Below are 16,862 nucleotides of genomic sequence, written 5' to 3'. Positions count from 1 at the left end.
TTTTTAGTATTTCTTTAAAATGATTCGTTATCTTTGCACAGGAGACTTGTTTGTAACCTGTCTGTGATCATCTTTACGTGCAAAAAGAGTAGCTGCTTTTGGATAAAAGAATCTGGAGGCTACCATGCTTAAAAAGTTGATTGTAGCAGGTGCGGCAGTTGCTCTCAGTGCCGGTCTTGCTGTTGCGTCTGAGTTTGAAATCGAAAAGTATGAAATTGATACATCCCTGAAGTATAATGTCCCTTATAGCGGGCAGTATGCAGCTGAATTTCCAGAAGGCTTTCCCATTGGAATCGGTTCTGGCATGACTTATATAGGTCTGGGTAAAGACGGTACCCGTTTTTTCTACGCTATTGGTGATCGCGGTCCCAATGCTGACAGCCCCAAGGTTATGGTTGATGGCAGAAAGGTGTCTTGCAAGGTTTTTCCCGCTCCTAATTATACTCCTTCCTATGGTGCTCTCGGTCTGAAAGACGGTAAGGTTACGCTCATGAGCACCATTCAAATTAAAGACACCAAGGGCAGAAAGATCTCAGGTCGTCCCATCCCTCCGGGAACTGTCGGTTCCACCGGTGAAGTTCCGCTTAATGATTCATACAAGGTTCTTTCTTACGACCGTGAAGGCCTTGATACCGAAGGTGTTGCCATTGACCGCAAGGACGGTAATCTCTGGATTTGTGATGAATACGGTCCTTTCATTGCCAAGATGGATGCCAATACCGGACGGTTGATTAAGAAGTATGGTCCCGGCGAAGGACTGCCCAAGATTATAGGCAAGCGCCAGCCTAACCGAGGCATGGAAGGCATTGCCGTTACACCCTCTAATAAGGTCCTTGGTGCAGTTCAGTCTATCTGCGATATTGATGGCAATGTGAAGGCTAGCAAGGCTCCTTTCACCCGTCTTGTGTTTCTTGATCCTGAGACCGGTGATACTAAAATGTTTGCCTATCCCGTTGACGTTGAAGCCTATAAACGTTGCAAGGATGTTAAGATCGGCGATCTGCACGCTGTGAGTGACACTGAGTTTCTTATTGTTGAACAGGGTAAAGGTAAGGACGGTCTGCGTAACTTAATTTATCTCATCGATATCAGCGAGGCAACTGACCTGACCGGAAAGATGACTGCAGAAGGTAAAGAACTGGAAGCTGTTTCCGGTGCAGAAGAGTTTGAGTCTCTTGGAATCAAGATGGCGACCAAGAAGAAAATCATCAGCCTGCGTGAATATGGCTGGAAGCCCAGCAAGGCCGAAGGTCTGGCTTTATTGCCCGATATGCGTACTCTCGCGGTCTGCTCCGACAATGATTTCGGTTTTGGTTCCAAGACAATTGATCCCGCCATTGATGCGGATGGTAAAGCCGTCAAGAAGGCCAAGAGCTACGTAATGGATGGTGATAAGATGACTTACGACGGTCAGGAAGTATCTACTTCCTTCAAGCTTGTACCTACTGGCGAGAAAGCAGGATTCTGGATGATCAAGCTGCCCAAGAAGATCAGCCAGTACTAGAAATTCAAAAATAAACGGTGCGATCTTTCGAGACCGCACCGTTTTTAAAAATCACTTCTTCCATTTTCGCGAATATTTTTTCTTTTTCCCGGCTTTTCGTTTGGCCCGTTCTGCTATCTCTGCAGTATTCTTTTCAGCTTCTTCCTTTAATTTCAGGTAATTCGCAAGCCTGCGCTGGGTGATGACTTCGTTTTCAAGAGCTTCGCGCACTCCGCAGCCCGGTTCCCGTTCGTGGCTGCAATCTGAAAAACGGCACATTTCTTCGGCTTCAACAATTTCACTGAAAGCTCGGTCAATACCGGCATGGCAGTCATGGAGTTGCAACTCGCGAATGCCCGGAACATCAATGAGCAGTGTTCCGCTGGGCATTACATGCAGTGAGCGGGTGGTCGTGGTATGGCGACCCTTGTCGTCTCCATCGCGGATGGCTCCGGTTTTTTCTTTCTTGGTACCGTTTATGGTGTTGAGCAGGGTGGTTTTGCCGACTCCGGATGAGCCGAGCAGGGCCACTGTCTCACCGGGTTTGAACCATTTTTGCAGGCTCTGCACGCTTTGCGGGTCCTTGCCGTTGATGGTCACGATGGGCATGGATTCGTATAGGTGCTCGGCTTGTTTGCGGTATTCCTGAGCTTCTTCGGTTAGGTCTTCCTTGGTCAACACGAGCACAAAATTAACACCGGCCTCAAGGGCAAGGCAGATGTAGCGCTCAATGCGGTTCAGGTTGAACTCGGTATTGCAGGAGGAGACAATGAAAAGTGTATCGATGTTGGCGGCAATGGGTTGCAGCTTAACTTCCTGGCCGGGGGCCATGCGCTGGAGCAGACTGGTGCGTTCAAGCACTTTTACCGGGACCATGGTTTCACGGTCCATGAGCAGCCAGTCACCCACGGTGGGCTGTTCGTTCAGGCTGCCTATGCCTTTGCCCGCGATTTTAAGCAGCAGTTCGGACTGCCCGGTGGAGACAACCAGATGCCCTTTGTGGGTCATGGTCACTCTGGCGGGGATCATATCAGTATTGTCTGTGTCCAGCTGGTCTTTGAAGCAGTCCTTCCAGCCCAGTTCATCCAGTGAATAATGTTTTTGGTTCAAGAAATCCTCTGTTGAGAATGTTGCGGTTAAAGTGTTTATCTCAATCTTTCTACTTAAGGTACAAATGAGTAACAGGCAAGGGCCGGGATATAATATATTCCCGACGCTTTTCTATAATCATGCCTTCTTACGATCGCTTTTTCTTTCATTGTTGATATCAGTGTGTTAGATTCAAAGTAAGGACAGAAGTGGATTTTGCCAACAGCTTGAATCGCGGGAGTGGATATGAGCAAGGAAGTCCGGGATCTGATCAAGACGCATCTGCCTGATTACAGCAGTTCCCGTTTCGGGAACTTGTATACCGATACTACTGAATTTATGAATATTGATTTCAGTGACGTAATTAAGCTTGGTGATGAACATTTTCTTGTCTCAAAAAATGAAATGGAACGCAGGTTCGGTCTTGATGACCCCAAGTATTGGGTCAAGAGATGCAAGCGGCTGGAAGACGGGCAGCCCCAGATTCTGAAGCTTGCGTTTTATGAGAAGTTTCCCATGAATATCGGTCCGTTCAAGATTGAGTGTTTCAGGAGTCCTCGCAAGGAGGCCCGCATCCTTGATCTGGTCAAGGGTGATACGCGTTTCATGCAGGGGTACTCGGCGGACGATACTGCGGGGAATAATGTGCGGGTGCTGGATATTGTGCGCGGTAAGCGGCTTGATGTCTGGGTTCATAATATTCCTGTGGATCATCGTACCTATTTTCATGAACATTTTCCAGATATTTTTGAGAAGTATATCGGAGCCTGTGAGGCCATTAAGTTTCTGCATGATAATGATGAAAAGCATGGCGATATCCGTCGTGACCATCTCTGGGTTGAATATGAAACCGAGGAGTATCGGTGGATTGATTTTGATTACGCTTTTGAACTTTATGAAAATCCGTTCGGTCTTGATGTCTTCGGACTTGGGAGTATCCTGATTTATCTGGTGGGGAAGGCTAATATCACGCCCCAGACCATGAAGGATCATAATATTGATCCGGCTATGCTCTCGTCCATAGCTCCGGGGGATTATTCGGTTGTCATCGGGAACCGGGTCGTAAATCTGCGTAAGATTTATGATTACATCCCGCCGTCATTAAATAATATACTCATGCATTTTTCATCTTCCAGTTCTGTTTTTTACGAGAGTGTGGATGAGTTGATGCTGGATATGAATAACAGCTTGAAGGAAATACGTAATTTGTAGGCAGTTTTGCGCAGTTTAAGTCCGCAGGAGGGAAATCATTATGGAATCCATGAAGATGCTGGTTGCCTTTGACGGTTCGGAAAATTCATTCAAGGCTGTGGAATATGTGGGTAATATTGCCCGTAATTGTTCCGGTGGCGAGATCGTATTGCTCTATGTGGAAAGACTGCCGGACAAGGATATATTTCCTGATGATGCGGCTTGGGAAAAGCAGTGCGGCGAGAATGAACAGGCTATGATGGTGAAATTGGCCGAGGCTGAGAAGACTCTTGTCTCTATGGGAGTAAATCCGGAAGAAGTAAAAACGGAATATTTTGCCAGCTGTAAGTCTCCTTTCCATGAAACTGATATCTGCTCTACCGGGCGCAGTATCGGTATGGATATTTTACGTATCCGCGAAGAAGGAGAGTACGGGACTATTGTCATCGGCAGACGCGGAGTCAGCAAGGCTGAGGAGTTCTTGTTCGGTTCTGTTTCAACGAAAGTTGTGCAGTCTGCTGTTGGATGTACTGTCTGGGTCGTGAACTGATATTAATAAATCCTGTGTTAGATTATGTTCCCGGAGCGTTATGTTAAAAAAAGTCAGTGCTCTTATTTTTGTGTTGGTGTTTGTTTGTGCTGTACATGTGCAGGCAAGGCCCAAGGTGCTCCTTATTGAGAGTTATCATGCTGAGTATGCATGGGATCAGGAACAGCGCGCTGGACTTGAATCTGTCTTTCAGGGACAGGTGGAATTTTTTGATTTTGAAATGGATACCAAACGATTGCCGACTTCGGCATATATGGAAAGGGCTGATCAGGCATGGCTGTATTATTTGAAGATAAAACCGGACGTAGTGGTTTTGTCTGATGATAATGCGATGATGTTGCTTGCCGGACGATTTCTTAAGACTAAAACTCCTGTTGTTTACATGGGGATCAATAATAATCCACGTAATTATGCTCCCTTAGGTAAGAATATTACCGGTGTACTTGAGCGGCCTTTATATAAAAGAACAGTCAGCTATTTGAAAGAATTGCTCAAAATTGGCGATGGCAAGGTCTTAATTTTGCTTGATAAAGGTACGACATCGGAAGCGTTTAAGGCTTCGGTGTTTAAAGATAGTGACAGTATGTTTGTCAGCGGTATTGAAACAGACATATTGTTGTTGTCTTCTTTTGATAAATGGAAGCAGGCAGTCAAGGAAGCTCAGGGAAATGGCTATAAAGCAATAGTTATCGGTTTGTATCATCGTATTTTTAAGAAAGGTATTCATGTGGCTAGTGAGGATGTGTTGGAATGGACCTCTGAACATTCTCCGGTTCCGGTCTTTGCCTTTTGGGAAATGAGTGTGGGTAAGGGTAAGGCTGTCGGAGGAATGGTTATGAGCGGTGAAGAGCAAGGGCGTGCCGCAGGAAAGATCGTAATGGAAATTCTTGGAGGTTCTGCTCCCTGCTCCATTGCGCCTGTTATTCCTACTCAGGGCGATTTTGTATTCAGTCGACATGAGTTGGAGAGGTGGAAAATCAGATTGCCCCGCTATATTAAGGAACAGGCTCGCATCCTCAAGTAACCAATCGTGGTGTGTCAATTCTGTTACGGTTCTCCTGTTTGCTTGACTCAAGTTGAATGCTTCTTTATGAAGGTTTCCTCTTTGGCAAAATATCCAAACGGGTGAAAAAATGACGAACAAGATAAATCTTTTATTTTTGTGCACAGGTAATAGCTGCCGCAGCCAGATGGCTGAGGGATGGACCCGGCATCTTAAATCAGACCAGATCAACGTTTATTCCGCGGGTATTGAAACGCATGGACTGAATCCTTCCGCCGTAAAAGTTATGGCAGAAGCAGGTGTTGATATCTCCGGACATAAATCTACACACATTGATGACCTGAGAGATGTTTCCATTGATATAGTGGTGACTGTCTGTAACCATGCTCATGAGACTTGCCCTTTCTTTCCCGGTGGCAGTAAAGTTGTGCATGTCGGTTTCGATGATCCGCCGAAAATGGCGAAAGAAATTGCGGAAAGGGGCGGTTCCAATGAAGAACAGCTCGACAGTTTTCGCAAGGTCCGCGATGAGATCAGAAGATTTGTTGAGACCCTGCCTGAAGGGCTGGTTGATTAACAATATTTGCTCTATATGTATTAAAAAAGCCTCCATCTACACAGCTGGAGGTTTTTTTCATTTATTGAGGTTCATGGTATGCAGGTTTTTCACGGAATATTTCTTTTCGAACCGTATGAATTGTATTCTTTTTAATCTATTTTACTGTGTTTTGATCGCGTAATCAGTATTTTTTGGTTGTCATTTTTGGTTAATGCGTAATATAAGCGATTCTGTTTATGGCAAAGCACAATGTGTGCTGTCAGGGGATGATATATAAATTTTTACAAGGCGGCAGGAGAGATGGAGTCTTTAAGAGAGTTGTACCGTATTGGAGTGGGGCCTTCTTCAAGTCATACAATGGGCCCGCGTATGGCTGCGGAAAGGTTTCTGGAGAAACATTCTGATGCACCACGGTTCAGGGTAACGCTTTTTGAGAGTCTTGCCGCTACAGGTAAGGGCCACCTCACCGACTGGGCGATACTCAGTGTTCTTGGTGACGATAAAGCTGAGCTGATCTGGAAAGCTGAGGAAAAGATGCCTGAGCATCCCAACGGTATGCAGTTTGAAGCCTTGGATGATTCCGGTTCTGTTGTGGATACCTGGAAAGTATACAGTGTCGGCGGTGGGGCCATTCGCGAAGAAGGTGCTGCAGCTTCCAGTGCGGACCCGGTTTATGACTTGAGCACCATTGCAGCCATAATGGCTCACTGTGAAGATAAAGGCATTACCTATTGGGAATATGTCGAACAGTGTGAAGGTCCAGAAATATGGGATTTTCTGCGAGGTGTCTGGGAAGTAATGGAAGCTTCCCTTGAACGTGGTCTTGAGGCTGAGGGTGTACTGCCCGGGTCCATCGGCCTTCGCAGGCAGGCTAAATCATATTACCGTCGTACCAAACATGCCGGTCCCGATATGCAACTTACCGGCATGACCACTGCCTATGCTCTTGCTGTTTCCGAAGAAAACGCTGGCGGCGGGGAAATTGTAACCGCTCCCACTTGTGGATCATGCGGTATTGTCCCGGCGACCTTACGTTATCTTAAAGACACTCAGGAACACATCAAAGAAAATGACCTGCTCCGCGCATTGGCTACTGCCGGATTGTTCGGCAATGTGATCAAAACCAACGCTTCTATTTCCGGTGCCGAGGTCGGTTGTCAGGGTGAGGTCGGATCAGCTTGTGCCATGGCATCCGCAGCGGCAACCCAGCTTATGGGCGGCACCTTGCGCCAGATTGAATATGCGGCGGAAATGGGCCTTGAACATCATCTGGGACTGACCTGTGATCCTGTTGACGGACTGGTGCAGATTCCCTGCATTGAACGCAATGCCTGTGCTTCCACCCGTGCCCTTGCCCGTGCCCAGATGTCCATTCTTTCCGACGGTTCCCACCGTATTCCTTTTGACGAGGTCGTGGAAGTTATGAAGAAAACCGGACATGACCTGCCCAGCCTTTACCGCGAAACAGCCGAGGGCGGACTGGCGAAAGCATACAATGAACGCGGAAAGTAAATTCCAGGATAAGATTTAGTAGATATTTGAAAGGCCGGGGCTGATGTTCCGGCCTTTTTTTAATACAGATGACAGGAAACCTTATGCCTGTCTTCAGTCTCCTTCAGTTCCGGCTGCTCCTGCGAACAAATTTCCATGGCCTTGGGGCAGCGGGGATGAAAGGGGCAACCTGATGGTGGCGAGATTGGGCTGGGCATATCTCCGGTTATGATCACATCTTCTCCCTGAACTGCCGGGTCCGGAACTGGTACAGCATCAAGCAGGATCTGGGTGTAAGGGTGCTGGGGATTACGGTAGAGTTCTTCTGCTGTGGCAACTTCCATGAGCTGGCCCAAGTACATTACCGCCACCCGGTCACTGATGTGGCTGACCACCGAAAGGTCGTGGGAAATAAAAACGTAGCTCAGTCCGAATTCCTGCTGGATGGCTTTGAGCAGGTTGAGGACCTGTGCCTGCACGGACACATCCAGCGCGGAGACCGGTTCATCGCAGATGATCAGGTCCGGGTTCATGGCAATGGCCCGGGCAATTGCCACACGTTGACGTTGGCCGCCGGAAAATTCGTGCGGGTAGCGCTTGTGGTGCTCAGGTCTCAACCCTACCTGTACCAGCAATTCTTCGACCCGCTGCTGGATTTCATCCTTGCTTCCAGATTTGTGAATGCGCATGGATTCGGAAATTATCCTGCCGATTCTCTGGCGCGGATTGAGTGAAGAATATGGGTCCTGAAAAACCATCTGGAGCATGGTGCTGCGTTCAGTTGCGGTCCATTCGTCAAGCCTGCGTCCCTTGAAATTAATATTGCCCTGATCCGGTTTTTCCAGTCCGGTCAGCAGCCGGGCAAGGGTGGATTTACCGCAGCCAGATTCTCCAACAAGCCCGAGGGTTTCACCTTTTTTCACCTCAAGGGTGACCCCGTTCACCGCTTTGACCGTTGCCTTGGACAGGGAAAGTAATCCGTTGCTGACGGGGTAGTGGCGTTTGAGGCCTTTTATTTCCAGTATGTTCTCATTCATTATTAGCTCATGCTTTTTTATGTATGAAGCCAGCAGCGAACCTGCCTGCCGCCTTTCTCTAGAAGTTGCGGTTCCTGCTCCCGGCAGAGGTCGAATGCCCGATCGCAACGAGGATGGAAACGGCATCCCTTTGGCAGATCAAGCAGGGCCGGAACATTGCCGGGGATGGGAGTCAGTACATTGCGGCATCCCAGCCGGGGCACGGAATTGAGCAGGCCCTGTGTGTATGGATGGAGAGGGTCCTTAAAAATGTCTGAAATGGGTGCGGTTTCAACGATCTGTCCGGCGTACATGACCGCAACCCGTGTTGCTACTCTTGCCACCACACCGAGGTCGTGGGTGATGAGCATGAGTGATCCATTCATCTTGTGCTTGAGGTTGTCCAGCAGCCGTAGAATCTGGGATTGGATGGTTACATCCAGCGCGGTGGTTGGCTCATCGGCAATGAGGATTTCCGGGGAACATACCAGTGCCATGGCGATCATGACTCTCTGGCGCATGCCGCCGCTCAGTTCATGGGGAAAGTTGTTGATCCTTTTGTGAGGATTGGGAATTCCAACTAATTTAAGGGCTTCTACAGCGGCTTCAGCGGACTGCTCTTTATCCAGTCCTTTGTGCAGCCGCAGGGTCTCACCGATCTGGTCCCCGATTTTGAAAACCGGATTGAGCGAGGTCATGGGTTCCTGAAAGACCATGGATAAACGGTTACCGCGTATTTTTTGCATTTCCTGATCGGAAAGCTGCACAAGATCCTGATTGCGGTAGAGCACCTGCCCATCGGTGATTCGCCCCGGTGGATCGGGGATAAGTCCCATAACCGAGAGGGAGAGTACTGTCTTGCCGCAGCCGGATTCTCCGACAATGGCTAAAGTTTCTCCTTGCCCTAAGTCCAGACTGGCATTATCCACAGCCTTGATGATTCCGCCCGGAGTGGCGAAAGATGTGGTCAAATTCTTGATTTTTAAGATTGGTGCGGTCATAAATGGTGAGTTATGTATAATTTTGCAGGATCGCGAAACAGATCTATCATTTATTAATTGAGATAACTGAAAAATTCAATCGACTTTGGAGTAATATACGTGGATAAAATTGCTGTAATCGGTGGCGGGCTGGCAGGTTGTGAATGTGCAATGCAGCTGGCAAAGGCTGAAGTTCCGGTAGTTCTTTATGAAATGAAGCCCGATAAATATTCCGAGGCCCACCATCTGCCCGGTCTGGCAGAGCTGGTTTGTTCCAACTCCCTCCGCTCCGGTGAGTTGAATACCGCCATCGGCGTGCTTAAAAAGGAAATGGAAGCCCTTGATTCCGTGCTTATGCGTGCTGCCATGAAGGCCCGTGTTCCTGCAGGTTCCGCTCTTGCCGTAGACCGTGAGGTTTTCTCCAAGCTGGTCACCGAAGAGATCGAGCAGAACGAGTTCATTACCGTTGTCCGTAAGGAAATCACTTCTCTTGATGATTCTGAACTTGCTGATTTTTCCAAGATCGTTGTCTGCGCCGGACCGCTGGCCTCTGAAGGTCTCACCGAAAGCCTGATCTCTAAGATCGGCGAACAGCGCCTTTATTTTTATGATGCTATCGCGCCCATCGTCAGCCGTGATTCCGTGAACATGGACGTGGCTTTCTACGGCTCCCGCTACAAGCCTGAAGACGATGATTACCTGAACTGTCCCATGACCGAGGAGCAGTACTATTCCTTTATCAAAGAACTCAAAGAGGGCGAACGTGTTGTTCCCCGTGAGTTCGAAAAGGAAATCCATTTTGAAGGTTGCCTGCCCATCGAGGAAATGGCTGACCGTGGTGAGCAGACTCTTTCCTTTGGACCGCTTAAGCCTGTGGGGCTTATTGATCCGCGCACTGAAGAACAGGCCTATGCCGTGGTTCAGCTCCGTGCCGAGAACAAGGACAAGACAGCTTTTAACCTCGTAGGTTTCCAGACCAAGCTCAAGTACCCGGAGCAGAAACGTATTTTCCGCATGATTCCCGGCCTTGAGGACGTTGAATTTCTGCGCATGGGTTCCATCCACCGCAACACCTACGTCAACGCTCCCGAAGTTCTGGACGAAAAACTGGCTCTTAAAGCCGATCCACGTATTCACCTCGCCGGACAGATTACCGGTGTCGAAGGCTACCTCGAATCTGCAGCCTGCGGTCTCTGGGTAGGACGTATGCTCGCAGAGCAGGCCAAGGGCAACGAACTTCCCGCACCTCCGCCGGAAACTTCCATGGGCGCACTGCTCGGGCATCTTCGAGAAGCCAAGAAGAATTTCCAGCCCTCCAACGTTCAGTTCGGACTCATGCCTGCTCTCAAGAAGCGCGCGCCTAAACGCGTTCGCAAAGAACTCTACGGCAAACGGGCCATGGAAATCTTCGAAGCCTGGTTTGAAGAAAATATAAAATAATATGACTCCAAAACACCCTTTTGAAATTAAACCGAACCGGACATTGCTGACTTTAGCAATTCCGGTTCTTTTTTCCATGGTCGCCGAGCCCTTGACCGGGCTGGTGGACACTGCCTTTGTTGCCAAACTCGGTCCGGAACCGTTGGCCTCTCTTGGCATCGGGACCATTGTCTTTTCGTCCGTATTCTGGGTTTTTGGATTTTTAGGTATCGGCACCCAGACCGAGGTCTCACATACACTGGGCAAGGATGACCTTGAACGCGCTTCTTCCCTTGGCTGGATGGCTGCGGGTATTTCTGCAGTGCTTGGACTGGTGCTTATGTTTACGGTTTTTCCTTTTCTGGGCAGTATTGCCGGATTGATGGGCGGAGAAGAAGGCGTGCGAGATCTGGCCGTGGATTACATGAGTTACCGCCTGCTGGGCGCTCCTGCTGTGCTGGTGGTTCTTTCCTGCTTCGGTTCTTTGCGCGGCTATCAGGACATGCGTTCCCCGCTGTGGATTGCGCTGGGCATGAATGCCATTAATGTGGTGTTGGACTGGTGCCTTGTGTTCGGTAAGGGGCCGTTTCCGGTGATGGGAGTAGGCGGTGCTGCATTGGCAAGTGCCATCAGCCAATGGATCGGCGCAGTCTGGGCGGTGCTGGTGCTGCGCAAGCATTACGGATTTAATACCGGATTCAGCCTTGCTGATGCCCGCAGGTTGTTTGTGATTGGCGGGGACATGTTTGTGCGTACCGGATGTGTCTGCCTGTTTCTGCTGCTCTGTACCCGCTTTGCCACCAAGTCCGGGGCGGAATCCGGGGCTGCGCATCAGGCTATCCGCCAGTTTTTTGTTTTTCTGGCCCTTTTTCTGGATGCCTTTGCCATCAGTGGGCAGTCCTTGGTTGGCTATTTTGTAGGCCGTGCAGACCGCGTTACAGCACGCAAAGTTGCTGCTCTGGTCTGTATATGGAGCTTCGGTACCGGGGTGCTGCTGACTCTCGGTATGTATCTGGGGCAGCAGCCTGTGGTCTGGCTGTTGGTGCCGGATGAAGCTGCCATGGTTTTTGCCCCTGCGTGGTTGGCTGTAACTTTCCTGCAGCCCATTAACGCACTTTCATTTGCCACGGATGGAATTCATCTCGGAACCGGGGATTTCCGTTACCTGCGCAATGCTATGCTCATTGCTGTTCTGACAAGCGTCTCTCTCCTTTTTATGTTAGATTGGTTGCAGCCGCAGCAGATGTTGTTTTGGATCTGGATTGTTGCCGGACTTTGGACCAGCTTGCGTGCTTTGCTGGGCATGATCCGTATTTGGCCCGGAATCGGTGAAGGGCCGCTTGCATTGAAGTAATACAGTGGATGGTGCTTTATCAGCCGTCTGCATTGACAATGTGAGTGAACAATCATATCAAGCTGTTGCCTGAGGTGCTTACACGAGCTTAATAGGGAATCCCGTGAAATTCGGGAACGGACCCGCCGCCGTAAGTCCTGTTAAATTTTACCCCGTATGTCGTTAAAATAAAATTAGATTTTATTTTATATCAAGCGTGCCACTGAAACCATTTCGGGAAGGCCGGGTAAAACGGGACGAGTCGGAAGACCTGCCCAGGTGCAAATCACGATCATTCTGACGGATAACGGGGCTTTTACCTGTCAGAAATTACTGCACATGTTTCGATGTGCGGTTCCGCTATTCCTAAGCCCCCCAAATTTGAGGAGACTGTTATGCAGTGCCGTTTTGGGGACAAAATCAAGTTCATCCCCGCAATTCTTCTGGTTTGTTTTTTGCTGATTCCTTCACTGGCCATGGCCGGACACGGTGAAGCGAAACCTGTTAAAAAAGGAATCCTGCTCGCAGCATTCGGTTCCAGCATGCCTGAAACCAAGCCTGCTTTTGACGCTATCGACAAGGCAGTGAAAAAAGCTTTCCCCGGTGTTCCCGTACGTTGGGCATACTCTTCCGCTATCATCAGGGATATTCTGGCTAAAGAAGGCCGCAATATTGATTCCCCGGTCATGGCTATGACCAAGATGATGGATGAAGGCTTCACCCATGTTGCTGTGCAGTCCCTGCACACTATTCCCGGTGAAGAGTATTGTGGTATCGTTGAAACCGTGGAAGCTTTCGAAGGTATGCCTAAGGGTATGAGCAAAGTGACCGTTGGTAAGCCGCTTCTTTATTCTGATAAAGACATGCAGCGTACTGTGAAGGCTATCATTGCCAACATCCCCAAGGATCGTAAAGCCAAGGACGCTGTTGTGCTCATGGGCCACGGAACCCATCACGCTGCAAATATTTACTATCCTGCTTCTCAGGACTACTTCTCCAAAGTTGATCCCAAGATTTTCGTAGGTACTGTTGAAGGCGCGCCTTCCCTCGACGACGTGAAAGTACTGCTCAAAAAGAGCAAGGCCAAGAAAGTCTACCTCATGCCTTACATGTCTGTTGCCGGCGACCATGCCCGTAACGATATGGCCGGTGATGAAGACGATTCCTGGAAATCCGAACTGACCAAAGACGGTTACAAGTGCGTTTCCGTACTCAAGGGTACCGCTGAATTCCCTCAGGTTGTGGATATCTGGGTTGACCACCTCAAGGTTGCTTTCAAGCACCTCGGCGACCATTAATCAAATCAGGCGGTGGGGATGGAATATTCAGGTAACAGAAGGGCACAGGCAGTTATAGTACTGTCAATGCTCGTCCCTATTTCCATCTTTGCCGCCTGTCTTTTCGGGGCCTATGGTACCGATCCGGCGCAGGTTCTGGCGGTATTTAAATCCGCTCTTGGGATCGGCGTGCAGAAGGTCGATCAGGCCCTTTCTTTTATTGTTATCGATTTGCGTTTGAGTCGGGTGTGTCTGTCGTTTCTGGTAGGCATGTCACTGGCTGTGGCCGGGACTGTGTATCAGGGCATCCTGCGCAACCCTTTGGCTGATCCGTTTACTCTCGGAGTAAGCAGTGGGGCGGCTTTCGGGGCCAGTTTGGCGATCTTTTCCGGTTCGACCATGCTTGGAGCGGAACTCTGGGCCAGATTTGGTAATCTGTTCCTGCCGCTGGCAGCACTTGCAGGGGCCATGGCAGCACTTGGCGCAGTACTCATGCTGGGCAGGATCGGCGGTAGATTGCGACGCGAAACCATGGTTCTGGCCGGGATCGTGGTTGCTACTTTTCTTTCTGCACTGATTTCCCTGCTCAAATCCCTTGATGAAGAATCCGTAACGTCCATTGTTTTTTGGATTATGGGTAGCTTTCAGGGGCGTGGCTGGTCTCATTTGCAATTGTTTCTGCCATATTTCATCGCTGGAATGATTCCGCTGGTTTATTATTCCCGAGAGTTGGATATCCTTTCTCTCGGTGAGACTCAGGCCCGCCATTTGGGCATGGATGTTTCCAAGGTGCGTATGGCCTTGCTTATCAGTTCCGGTTTGTTGACCGGGGCTGCGGTTGCAGTGTCTGGGATTATCGGATTCGTGGGGCTGATTGTTCCACATCTGGTGCGTATGTTTCAGGGCGCTGAACATAGGCCGCTACTGCTTTCATCCTCCCTATTGGGGGGCTTACTGTTGGTTTGGTCCGATGTCATTGCCCGTTCGCTGCTGTCAGGAGGTGAGGAACTCCCGGTTGGCGTTGTTACGGCCCTGCTTGGCGGACCATTTTTCTGTATTGTGCTGCGTTCCGGTTTTAAAGGGAGTGGCTCATGATCAGGATTACGGACCTGAAAGCCGGATACGCAGGGCGTGAGGTGCTGCATGGGCTGAATCTTAATTTACCCGCAGGGTCCATGACCGCCATTCTTGGCCCCAACGGCAGCGGCAAGACCACCCTTGTTTCTTCAATTTCCGGTGTGCTTTCCCCCTTGGCTGGCCGGATTGAGATTGAAGGACAGGAAGTCAATGCCTATCGTCCCCGTGAACTGGCCGGGATTATGGCCGTTCTGCCGCAGCGGGTGGAGCCAGCTTTTGGATTGACCGTGAAATCCATGGTCATGATGGGACGTTATGCGCATGGCTCCGGTTTTTTCGGTTATGATGCAGAAGATGAACGTATTGTCTCTGAAGCCATTGAGCGGGTCGGAATTAACCATTTGGCAGAACGATCGGTTGCAGAGCTTTCCGGCGGGGAATTTCAGCGGGTGCTTATGGCCCGTACTGTGGCCCAGCAGGCCCGGATTATGGTTTTGGATGAAGCTTCGTCCGGAGTGGATGTTGCCGGTAAGATAGAGCTTTTTGATTTGCTGAAATCTATGAATCGTGACGGAGCGACCATTGCCTGCGTGATCCATGACCTTAATCTGGCGGCCCTTTATTTTGACCGTTTGGTTTTCCTTTCCAAGGGAAATGTGGTGCTGGACGGTTCTCCTGCAGAAGTCATTACAGAGGAAAATATTTCAAATGTTTATGAAACATCCGTTGCGGTTGTTGAGCATCCCCGGCTCGGTGTTCCGCAGGTTCTTTTTTCTCCTGCTGCTGATTAGTTTTGCAGGGAGTGCACAGGCCGCAGTCTCAATTAACGATGATTTCGGCAATGAGATAACTCTGCAGGCTCCGGCCAAGCGCATTGTTGCCTTGTACGGATCATTCAATGAGATTTTGTACGCAATGGACCTTGGAGACAGGCTGGTGGCCCGCACTGCTGCGGATCATTATCCTGAGAAGATTACAGCTTTGCCGTCCATTGGTACGCACATGCGGCCCAACCCGGAACTTATCGTGGCCCTGAAGCCTGATCTTGTCCTGCAGATGGCAGGGCGTTCTCAGGCAGCCACAGCACTTGAGCCGTTGAGGGAGCGGGGTATTCCCTGCGCCATGTTCAAGGTGGCCTCGTTTGAGGAAATGTTTTCCATGATCCGCAGGCTTGGTGTGCTTACTGGGGAATCTGGTAATGCGGATAAATTGGTTGAATCCATGAACGCACGGTTGGACGCTGTGTTGCAAAAATATGTGACCTCATCAGTGTTGCCGTCCGTATTTTTTGAAATACGCTATCCCAATCTGCTGGCTGCTGGTCAGGGTTCAATTGTAAATGATATTATCCGCCATGCCGGTGGCATCAACTGTGTCAGCAATCATAAAAAGATTGTGCGTATGGGCGAGGAAGAGCTGATGAGGCTTAACCCGCTAAATTATGTTTATCAGACCGGACGTATGAATCCGTCTCCGGTCAAACCTGATGAACGCAGTCACTTCAAGCTGATTGATGCGGTGCGACACAAAAGAATTTTAAAGGTGGACGAGTCGGTCTTTTCCCGTCCCGGTCCCAGAAATGTGGAAGCCGTGGAGCTGCTTGCGGACTTCCTTTTTAATAACAAAGAGAAATAAATGAGTAATTCCGGAAAAATATATGGTATCGGGGTCGGCCCCGGTGATTCTGACCTGCTGACCGTGAGAGCTGTGCGGGTACTTGAAAAAGTTGATGTAGTATTCGCTGCTTCTTCCACCAAAAACGAGTATTCCCATTCACTTGAAATTGCGTCTGAATTTGTGCGTGATGATTGTGAAGTGGTCAAACTTGGCTACCCCATGACTCGCGATAAAGACGTATTAACTGAGGCGTGGGAAGAAAACTGCCGTATCGCTTGTGAGATGTTGAAGGGCGGTAAGACCGCAGCTTTTCTGACTCTTGGTGATCCGTTGATATATTCCACTTTCGGCTACATGATGCAGACCATGAAACATCTGTGTCCTGAGGTGGAATTCGAGGTAGTGCCCGGTATCACTTCCTATCAGGCTGCGGCAGCAAGGTCGCAGCAGGTGTTGGTGGAGTCCGGGCAGAATCTGCTGCTTACTTCCGGGGTTGCCGATCCTGATAAATTCGCTAAATCTTTGGAAATGGTGGATAATGCCGTTATCCTTAAGGCCTACCGTAATTTTCCTGAACTGCGTGAAACAGTTAATGAAATGGATAAGATGGATGTGAAATTCTACACCCGTCTGGGTCTGGACGGCGAAGCTATTTATCTGGACATTAATGAGGTGCCGGAAAAAACGAACTATCTTTCACTTATGTTGCTGACAGCTAAGAAGTAGCAGAGTTCGTAAGTAATTTAAAAGGCCGTGAATCCAGCGAGATTCACGGCC

The 16,862-nt window shown here is 49.3% G+C and carries 16 protein-coding genes and 1 riboswitch; of the genes, 13 read left to right on the top strand and 3 right to left on the bottom strand.

Going from position 1 to position 16,862, the window contains the following annotated elements:
• The first annotated feature begins 124 nt into the window (after nucleotides 1-124).
• The gene (locus tag ACO05Z_RS11850; RefSeq protein WP_421902385.1) at nucleotides 125-1,504 is read left to right on the top strand and encodes an esterase-like activity of phytase family protein; all 1,380 of its coding nucleotides are present in this window, start codon (nucleotides 125-127) and stop codon (nucleotides 1,502-1,504) included.
• Nucleotides 1,505-1,555: 51 nt separating this feature from the next.
• On the opposite strand, the gene rsgA is transcribed toward ACO05Z_RS11850, so the two are convergent.
• Nucleotides 1,556-2,593 (bottom strand): ribosome small subunit-dependent GTPase A, encoded by a 1,038-nt coding sequence (rsgA, locus tag ACO05Z_RS11845; protein WP_421902384.1) that lies wholly within the window; start codon nucleotides 2,591-2,593, stop codon nucleotides 1,556-1,558.
• A gap of 225 nt (nucleotides 2,594-2,818) precedes the next feature.
• Between rsgA and ACO05Z_RS11840 the strand changes: the two genes are divergently transcribed.
• From ACO05Z_RS11840 to ACO05Z_RS11820, 5 genes are all read left to right on the top strand, one after another.
• Nucleotides 2,819-3,784 (top strand): serine/threonine protein kinase, encoded by a 966-nt coding sequence (locus ACO05Z_RS11840; protein ID WP_421902383.1) that lies wholly within the window; start codon nucleotides 2,819-2,821, stop codon nucleotides 3,782-3,784.
• 40 nt (nucleotides 3,785-3,824) lie between these two features.
• On the top strand, nucleotides 3,825-4,313 hold the full coding sequence (locus ACO05Z_RS11835) for a universal stress protein (protein WP_421902382.1): 489 nt from the start codon (nucleotides 3,825-3,827) through the stop codon (nucleotides 4,311-4,313).
• Nucleotides 4,314-4,353: 40 nt separating this feature from the next.
• Nucleotides 4,354-5,337, top strand: a complete 984-nt coding sequence (locus tag ACO05Z_RS11830) for an ABC transporter substrate-binding protein (RefSeq protein ID WP_421902381.1) — start codon at nucleotides 4,354-4,356, stop codon at nucleotides 5,335-5,337.
• 109 nt (nucleotides 5,338-5,446) lie between these two features.
• Nucleotides 5,447-5,893 (top strand): arsenate reductase ArsC, encoded by a 447-nt coding sequence (locus tag ACO05Z_RS11825; RefSeq protein ID WP_421902380.1) that lies wholly within the window; start codon nucleotides 5,447-5,449, stop codon nucleotides 5,891-5,893.
• 282 nt (nucleotides 5,894-6,175) lie between these two features.
• Nucleotides 6,176-7,387 (top strand): L-serine ammonia-lyase, encoded by a 1,212-nt coding sequence (locus ACO05Z_RS11820; RefSeq protein WP_421902379.1) that lies wholly within the window; start codon nucleotides 6,176-6,178, stop codon nucleotides 7,385-7,387.
• A gap of 59 nt (nucleotides 7,388-7,446) precedes the next feature.
• Here ACO05Z_RS11820 and ACO05Z_RS11815 read toward each other — a convergent pair whose 3' ends face one another.
• Entirely contained in the window at nucleotides 7,447-8,403 is a 957-nt protein-coding gene (locus ACO05Z_RS11815; RefSeq protein WP_421902378.1) for an ABC transporter ATP-binding protein, read from the bottom strand.
• Nucleotides 8,404-8,420: 17 nt separating this feature from the next.
• Complete coding sequence (locus ACO05Z_RS11810) at nucleotides 8,421-9,383, bottom strand: ABC transporter ATP-binding protein (RefSeq protein ID WP_421902377.1); 963 nt, start codon at nucleotides 9,381-9,383, stop codon at nucleotides 8,421-8,423.
• Between the two features lie 99 nt (nucleotides 9,384-9,482).
• On the opposite strand from ACO05Z_RS11810, the gene trmFO reads away from it, so the two are divergent.
• The 7 genes from trmFO (at nucleotide 9,483) to cobI (ending at nucleotide 16,811) form a co-directional block, all read left to right on the top strand.
• Nucleotides 9,483-10,802 (top strand): methylenetetrahydrofolate--tRNA-(uracil(54)-C(5))-methyltransferase (FADH(2)-oxidizing) TrmFO, encoded by a 1,320-nt coding sequence (gene trmFO, locus ACO05Z_RS11805; protein WP_421902376.1) that lies wholly within the window; start codon nucleotides 9,483-9,485, stop codon nucleotides 10,800-10,802.
• Nucleotide 10,803: 1 nt separating this feature from the next.
• The gene (locus tag ACO05Z_RS11800) at nucleotides 10,804-12,135 is read left to right on the top strand and encodes an MATE family efflux transporter (protein ID WP_421902375.1); all 1,332 of its coding nucleotides are present in this window, start codon (nucleotides 10,804-10,806) and stop codon (nucleotides 12,133-12,135) included.
• Between the two features lie 55 nt (nucleotides 12,136-12,190).
• Nucleotides 12,191-12,407, top strand: a riboswitch (cobalamin riboswitch).
• A gap of 102 nt (nucleotides 12,408-12,509) precedes the next feature.
• Nucleotides 12,510-13,412 (top strand): sirohydrochlorin cobaltochelatase, encoded by a 903-nt coding sequence (locus tag ACO05Z_RS11795; RefSeq protein WP_421902374.1) that lies wholly within the window; start codon nucleotides 12,510-12,512, stop codon nucleotides 13,410-13,412.
• A gap of 18 nt (nucleotides 13,413-13,430) precedes the next feature.
• On the top strand, nucleotides 13,431-14,486 hold the full coding sequence (locus ACO05Z_RS11790) for a FecCD family ABC transporter permease (protein WP_421902373.1): 1,056 nt from the start codon (nucleotides 13,431-13,433) through the stop codon (nucleotides 14,484-14,486).
• Complete coding sequence (locus ACO05Z_RS11785) at nucleotides 14,483-15,259, top strand: ABC transporter ATP-binding protein (RefSeq protein ID WP_421902372.1); 777 nt, start codon at nucleotides 14,483-14,485, stop codon at nucleotides 15,257-15,259. The genes ACO05Z_RS11790 and ACO05Z_RS11785 overlap by 4 nt, the downstream gene beginning before the upstream one ends.
• Nucleotides 15,177-16,103 carry an ABC transporter substrate-binding protein gene (locus ACO05Z_RS11780; protein WP_421902371.1) on the top strand — a complete coding sequence of 309 codons (927 nt, stop codon included), beginning with the start codon at nucleotides 15,177-15,179 and terminating at the stop codon, nucleotides 16,101-16,103. Before ACO05Z_RS11785 ends, ACO05Z_RS11780 begins: the two co-directional genes overlap by 83 nt.
• Nucleotides 16,104-16,811 carry a precorrin-2 C(20)-methyltransferase gene (gene cobI, locus ACO05Z_RS11775; protein ID WP_421902370.1) on the top strand — a complete coding sequence of 236 codons (708 nt, stop codon included), beginning with the start codon at nucleotides 16,104-16,106 and terminating at the stop codon, nucleotides 16,809-16,811.
• Nucleotides 16,812-16,862 lie beyond the last annotated feature (51 nt).

Origin of the sequence: Maridesulfovibrio sp. (assembly GCF_965230075.1) — a bacterium.
Taxonomy (GTDB): Bacteria; Desulfobacterota; Desulfovibrionia; order Desulfovibrionales; family Desulfovibrionaceae; genus Maridesulfovibrio.
This window is presented reverse-complemented; position numbering and strand designations above follow the sequence as displayed.

Bases quoted from the DNA above. Each gene is read 5' to 3' on its own strand.
- ACO05Z_RS11850 (WP_421902385.1), top strand. From the start codon at position 125: ATGCTTAAAAAGTTGATTGTAGCAGGTGCGGCAGTTGCTCTCAGTGCC.
- ACO05Z_RS11840 (WP_421902383.1), top strand. From the start codon at position 2,819: ATGAGCAAGGAAGTCCGGGATCTGATCAAGACGCATCTGCCTGATTAC.
- ACO05Z_RS11835 (WP_421902382.1), top strand. From the start codon at position 3,825: ATGGAATCCATGAAGATGCTGGTTGCCTTTGACGGTTCGGAAAATTCA.
- ACO05Z_RS11830 (WP_421902381.1), top strand. From the start codon at position 4,354: ATGTTAAAAAAAGTCAGTGCTCTTATTTTTGTGTTGGTGTTTGTTTGT.
- ACO05Z_RS11825 (WP_421902380.1), top strand. From the start codon at position 5,447: ATGACGAACAAGATAAATCTTTTATTTTTGTGCACAGGTAATAGCTGC.
- ACO05Z_RS11820 (WP_421902379.1), top strand. From the start codon at position 6,176: ATGGAGTCTTTAAGAGAGTTGTACCGTATTGGAGTGGGGCCTTCTTCA.
- ACO05Z_RS11815 (WP_421902378.1), bottom strand. From the start codon at position 8,403: ATGAATGAGAACATACTGGAAATAAAAGGCCTCAAACGCCACTACCCC.
- ACO05Z_RS11810 (WP_421902377.1), bottom strand. From the start codon at position 9,383: ATGACCGCACCAATCTTAAAAATCAAGAATTTGACCACATCTTTCGCC.
- ACO05Z_RS11800 (WP_421902375.1), top strand. From the start codon at position 10,804: ATGACTCCAAAACACCCTTTTGAAATTAAACCGAACCGGACATTGCTG.
- ACO05Z_RS11795 (WP_421902374.1), top strand. From the start codon at position 12,510: ATGCAGTGCCGTTTTGGGGACAAAATCAAGTTCATCCCCGCAATTCTT.
- ACO05Z_RS11790 (WP_421902373.1), top strand. From the start codon at position 13,431: ATGGAATATTCAGGTAACAGAAGGGCACAGGCAGTTATAGTACTGTCA.
- ACO05Z_RS11785 (WP_421902372.1), top strand. From the start codon at position 14,483: ATGATCAGGATTACGGACCTGAAAGCCGGATACGCAGGGCGTGAGGTG.
- ACO05Z_RS11780 (WP_421902371.1), top strand. From the start codon at position 15,177: ATGTTTATGAAACATCCGTTGCGGTTGTTGAGCATCCCCGGCTCGGTG.
- cobI (WP_421902370.1), top strand. From the start codon at position 16,104: ATGAGTAATTCCGGAAAAATATATGGTATCGGGGTCGGCCCCGGTGAT.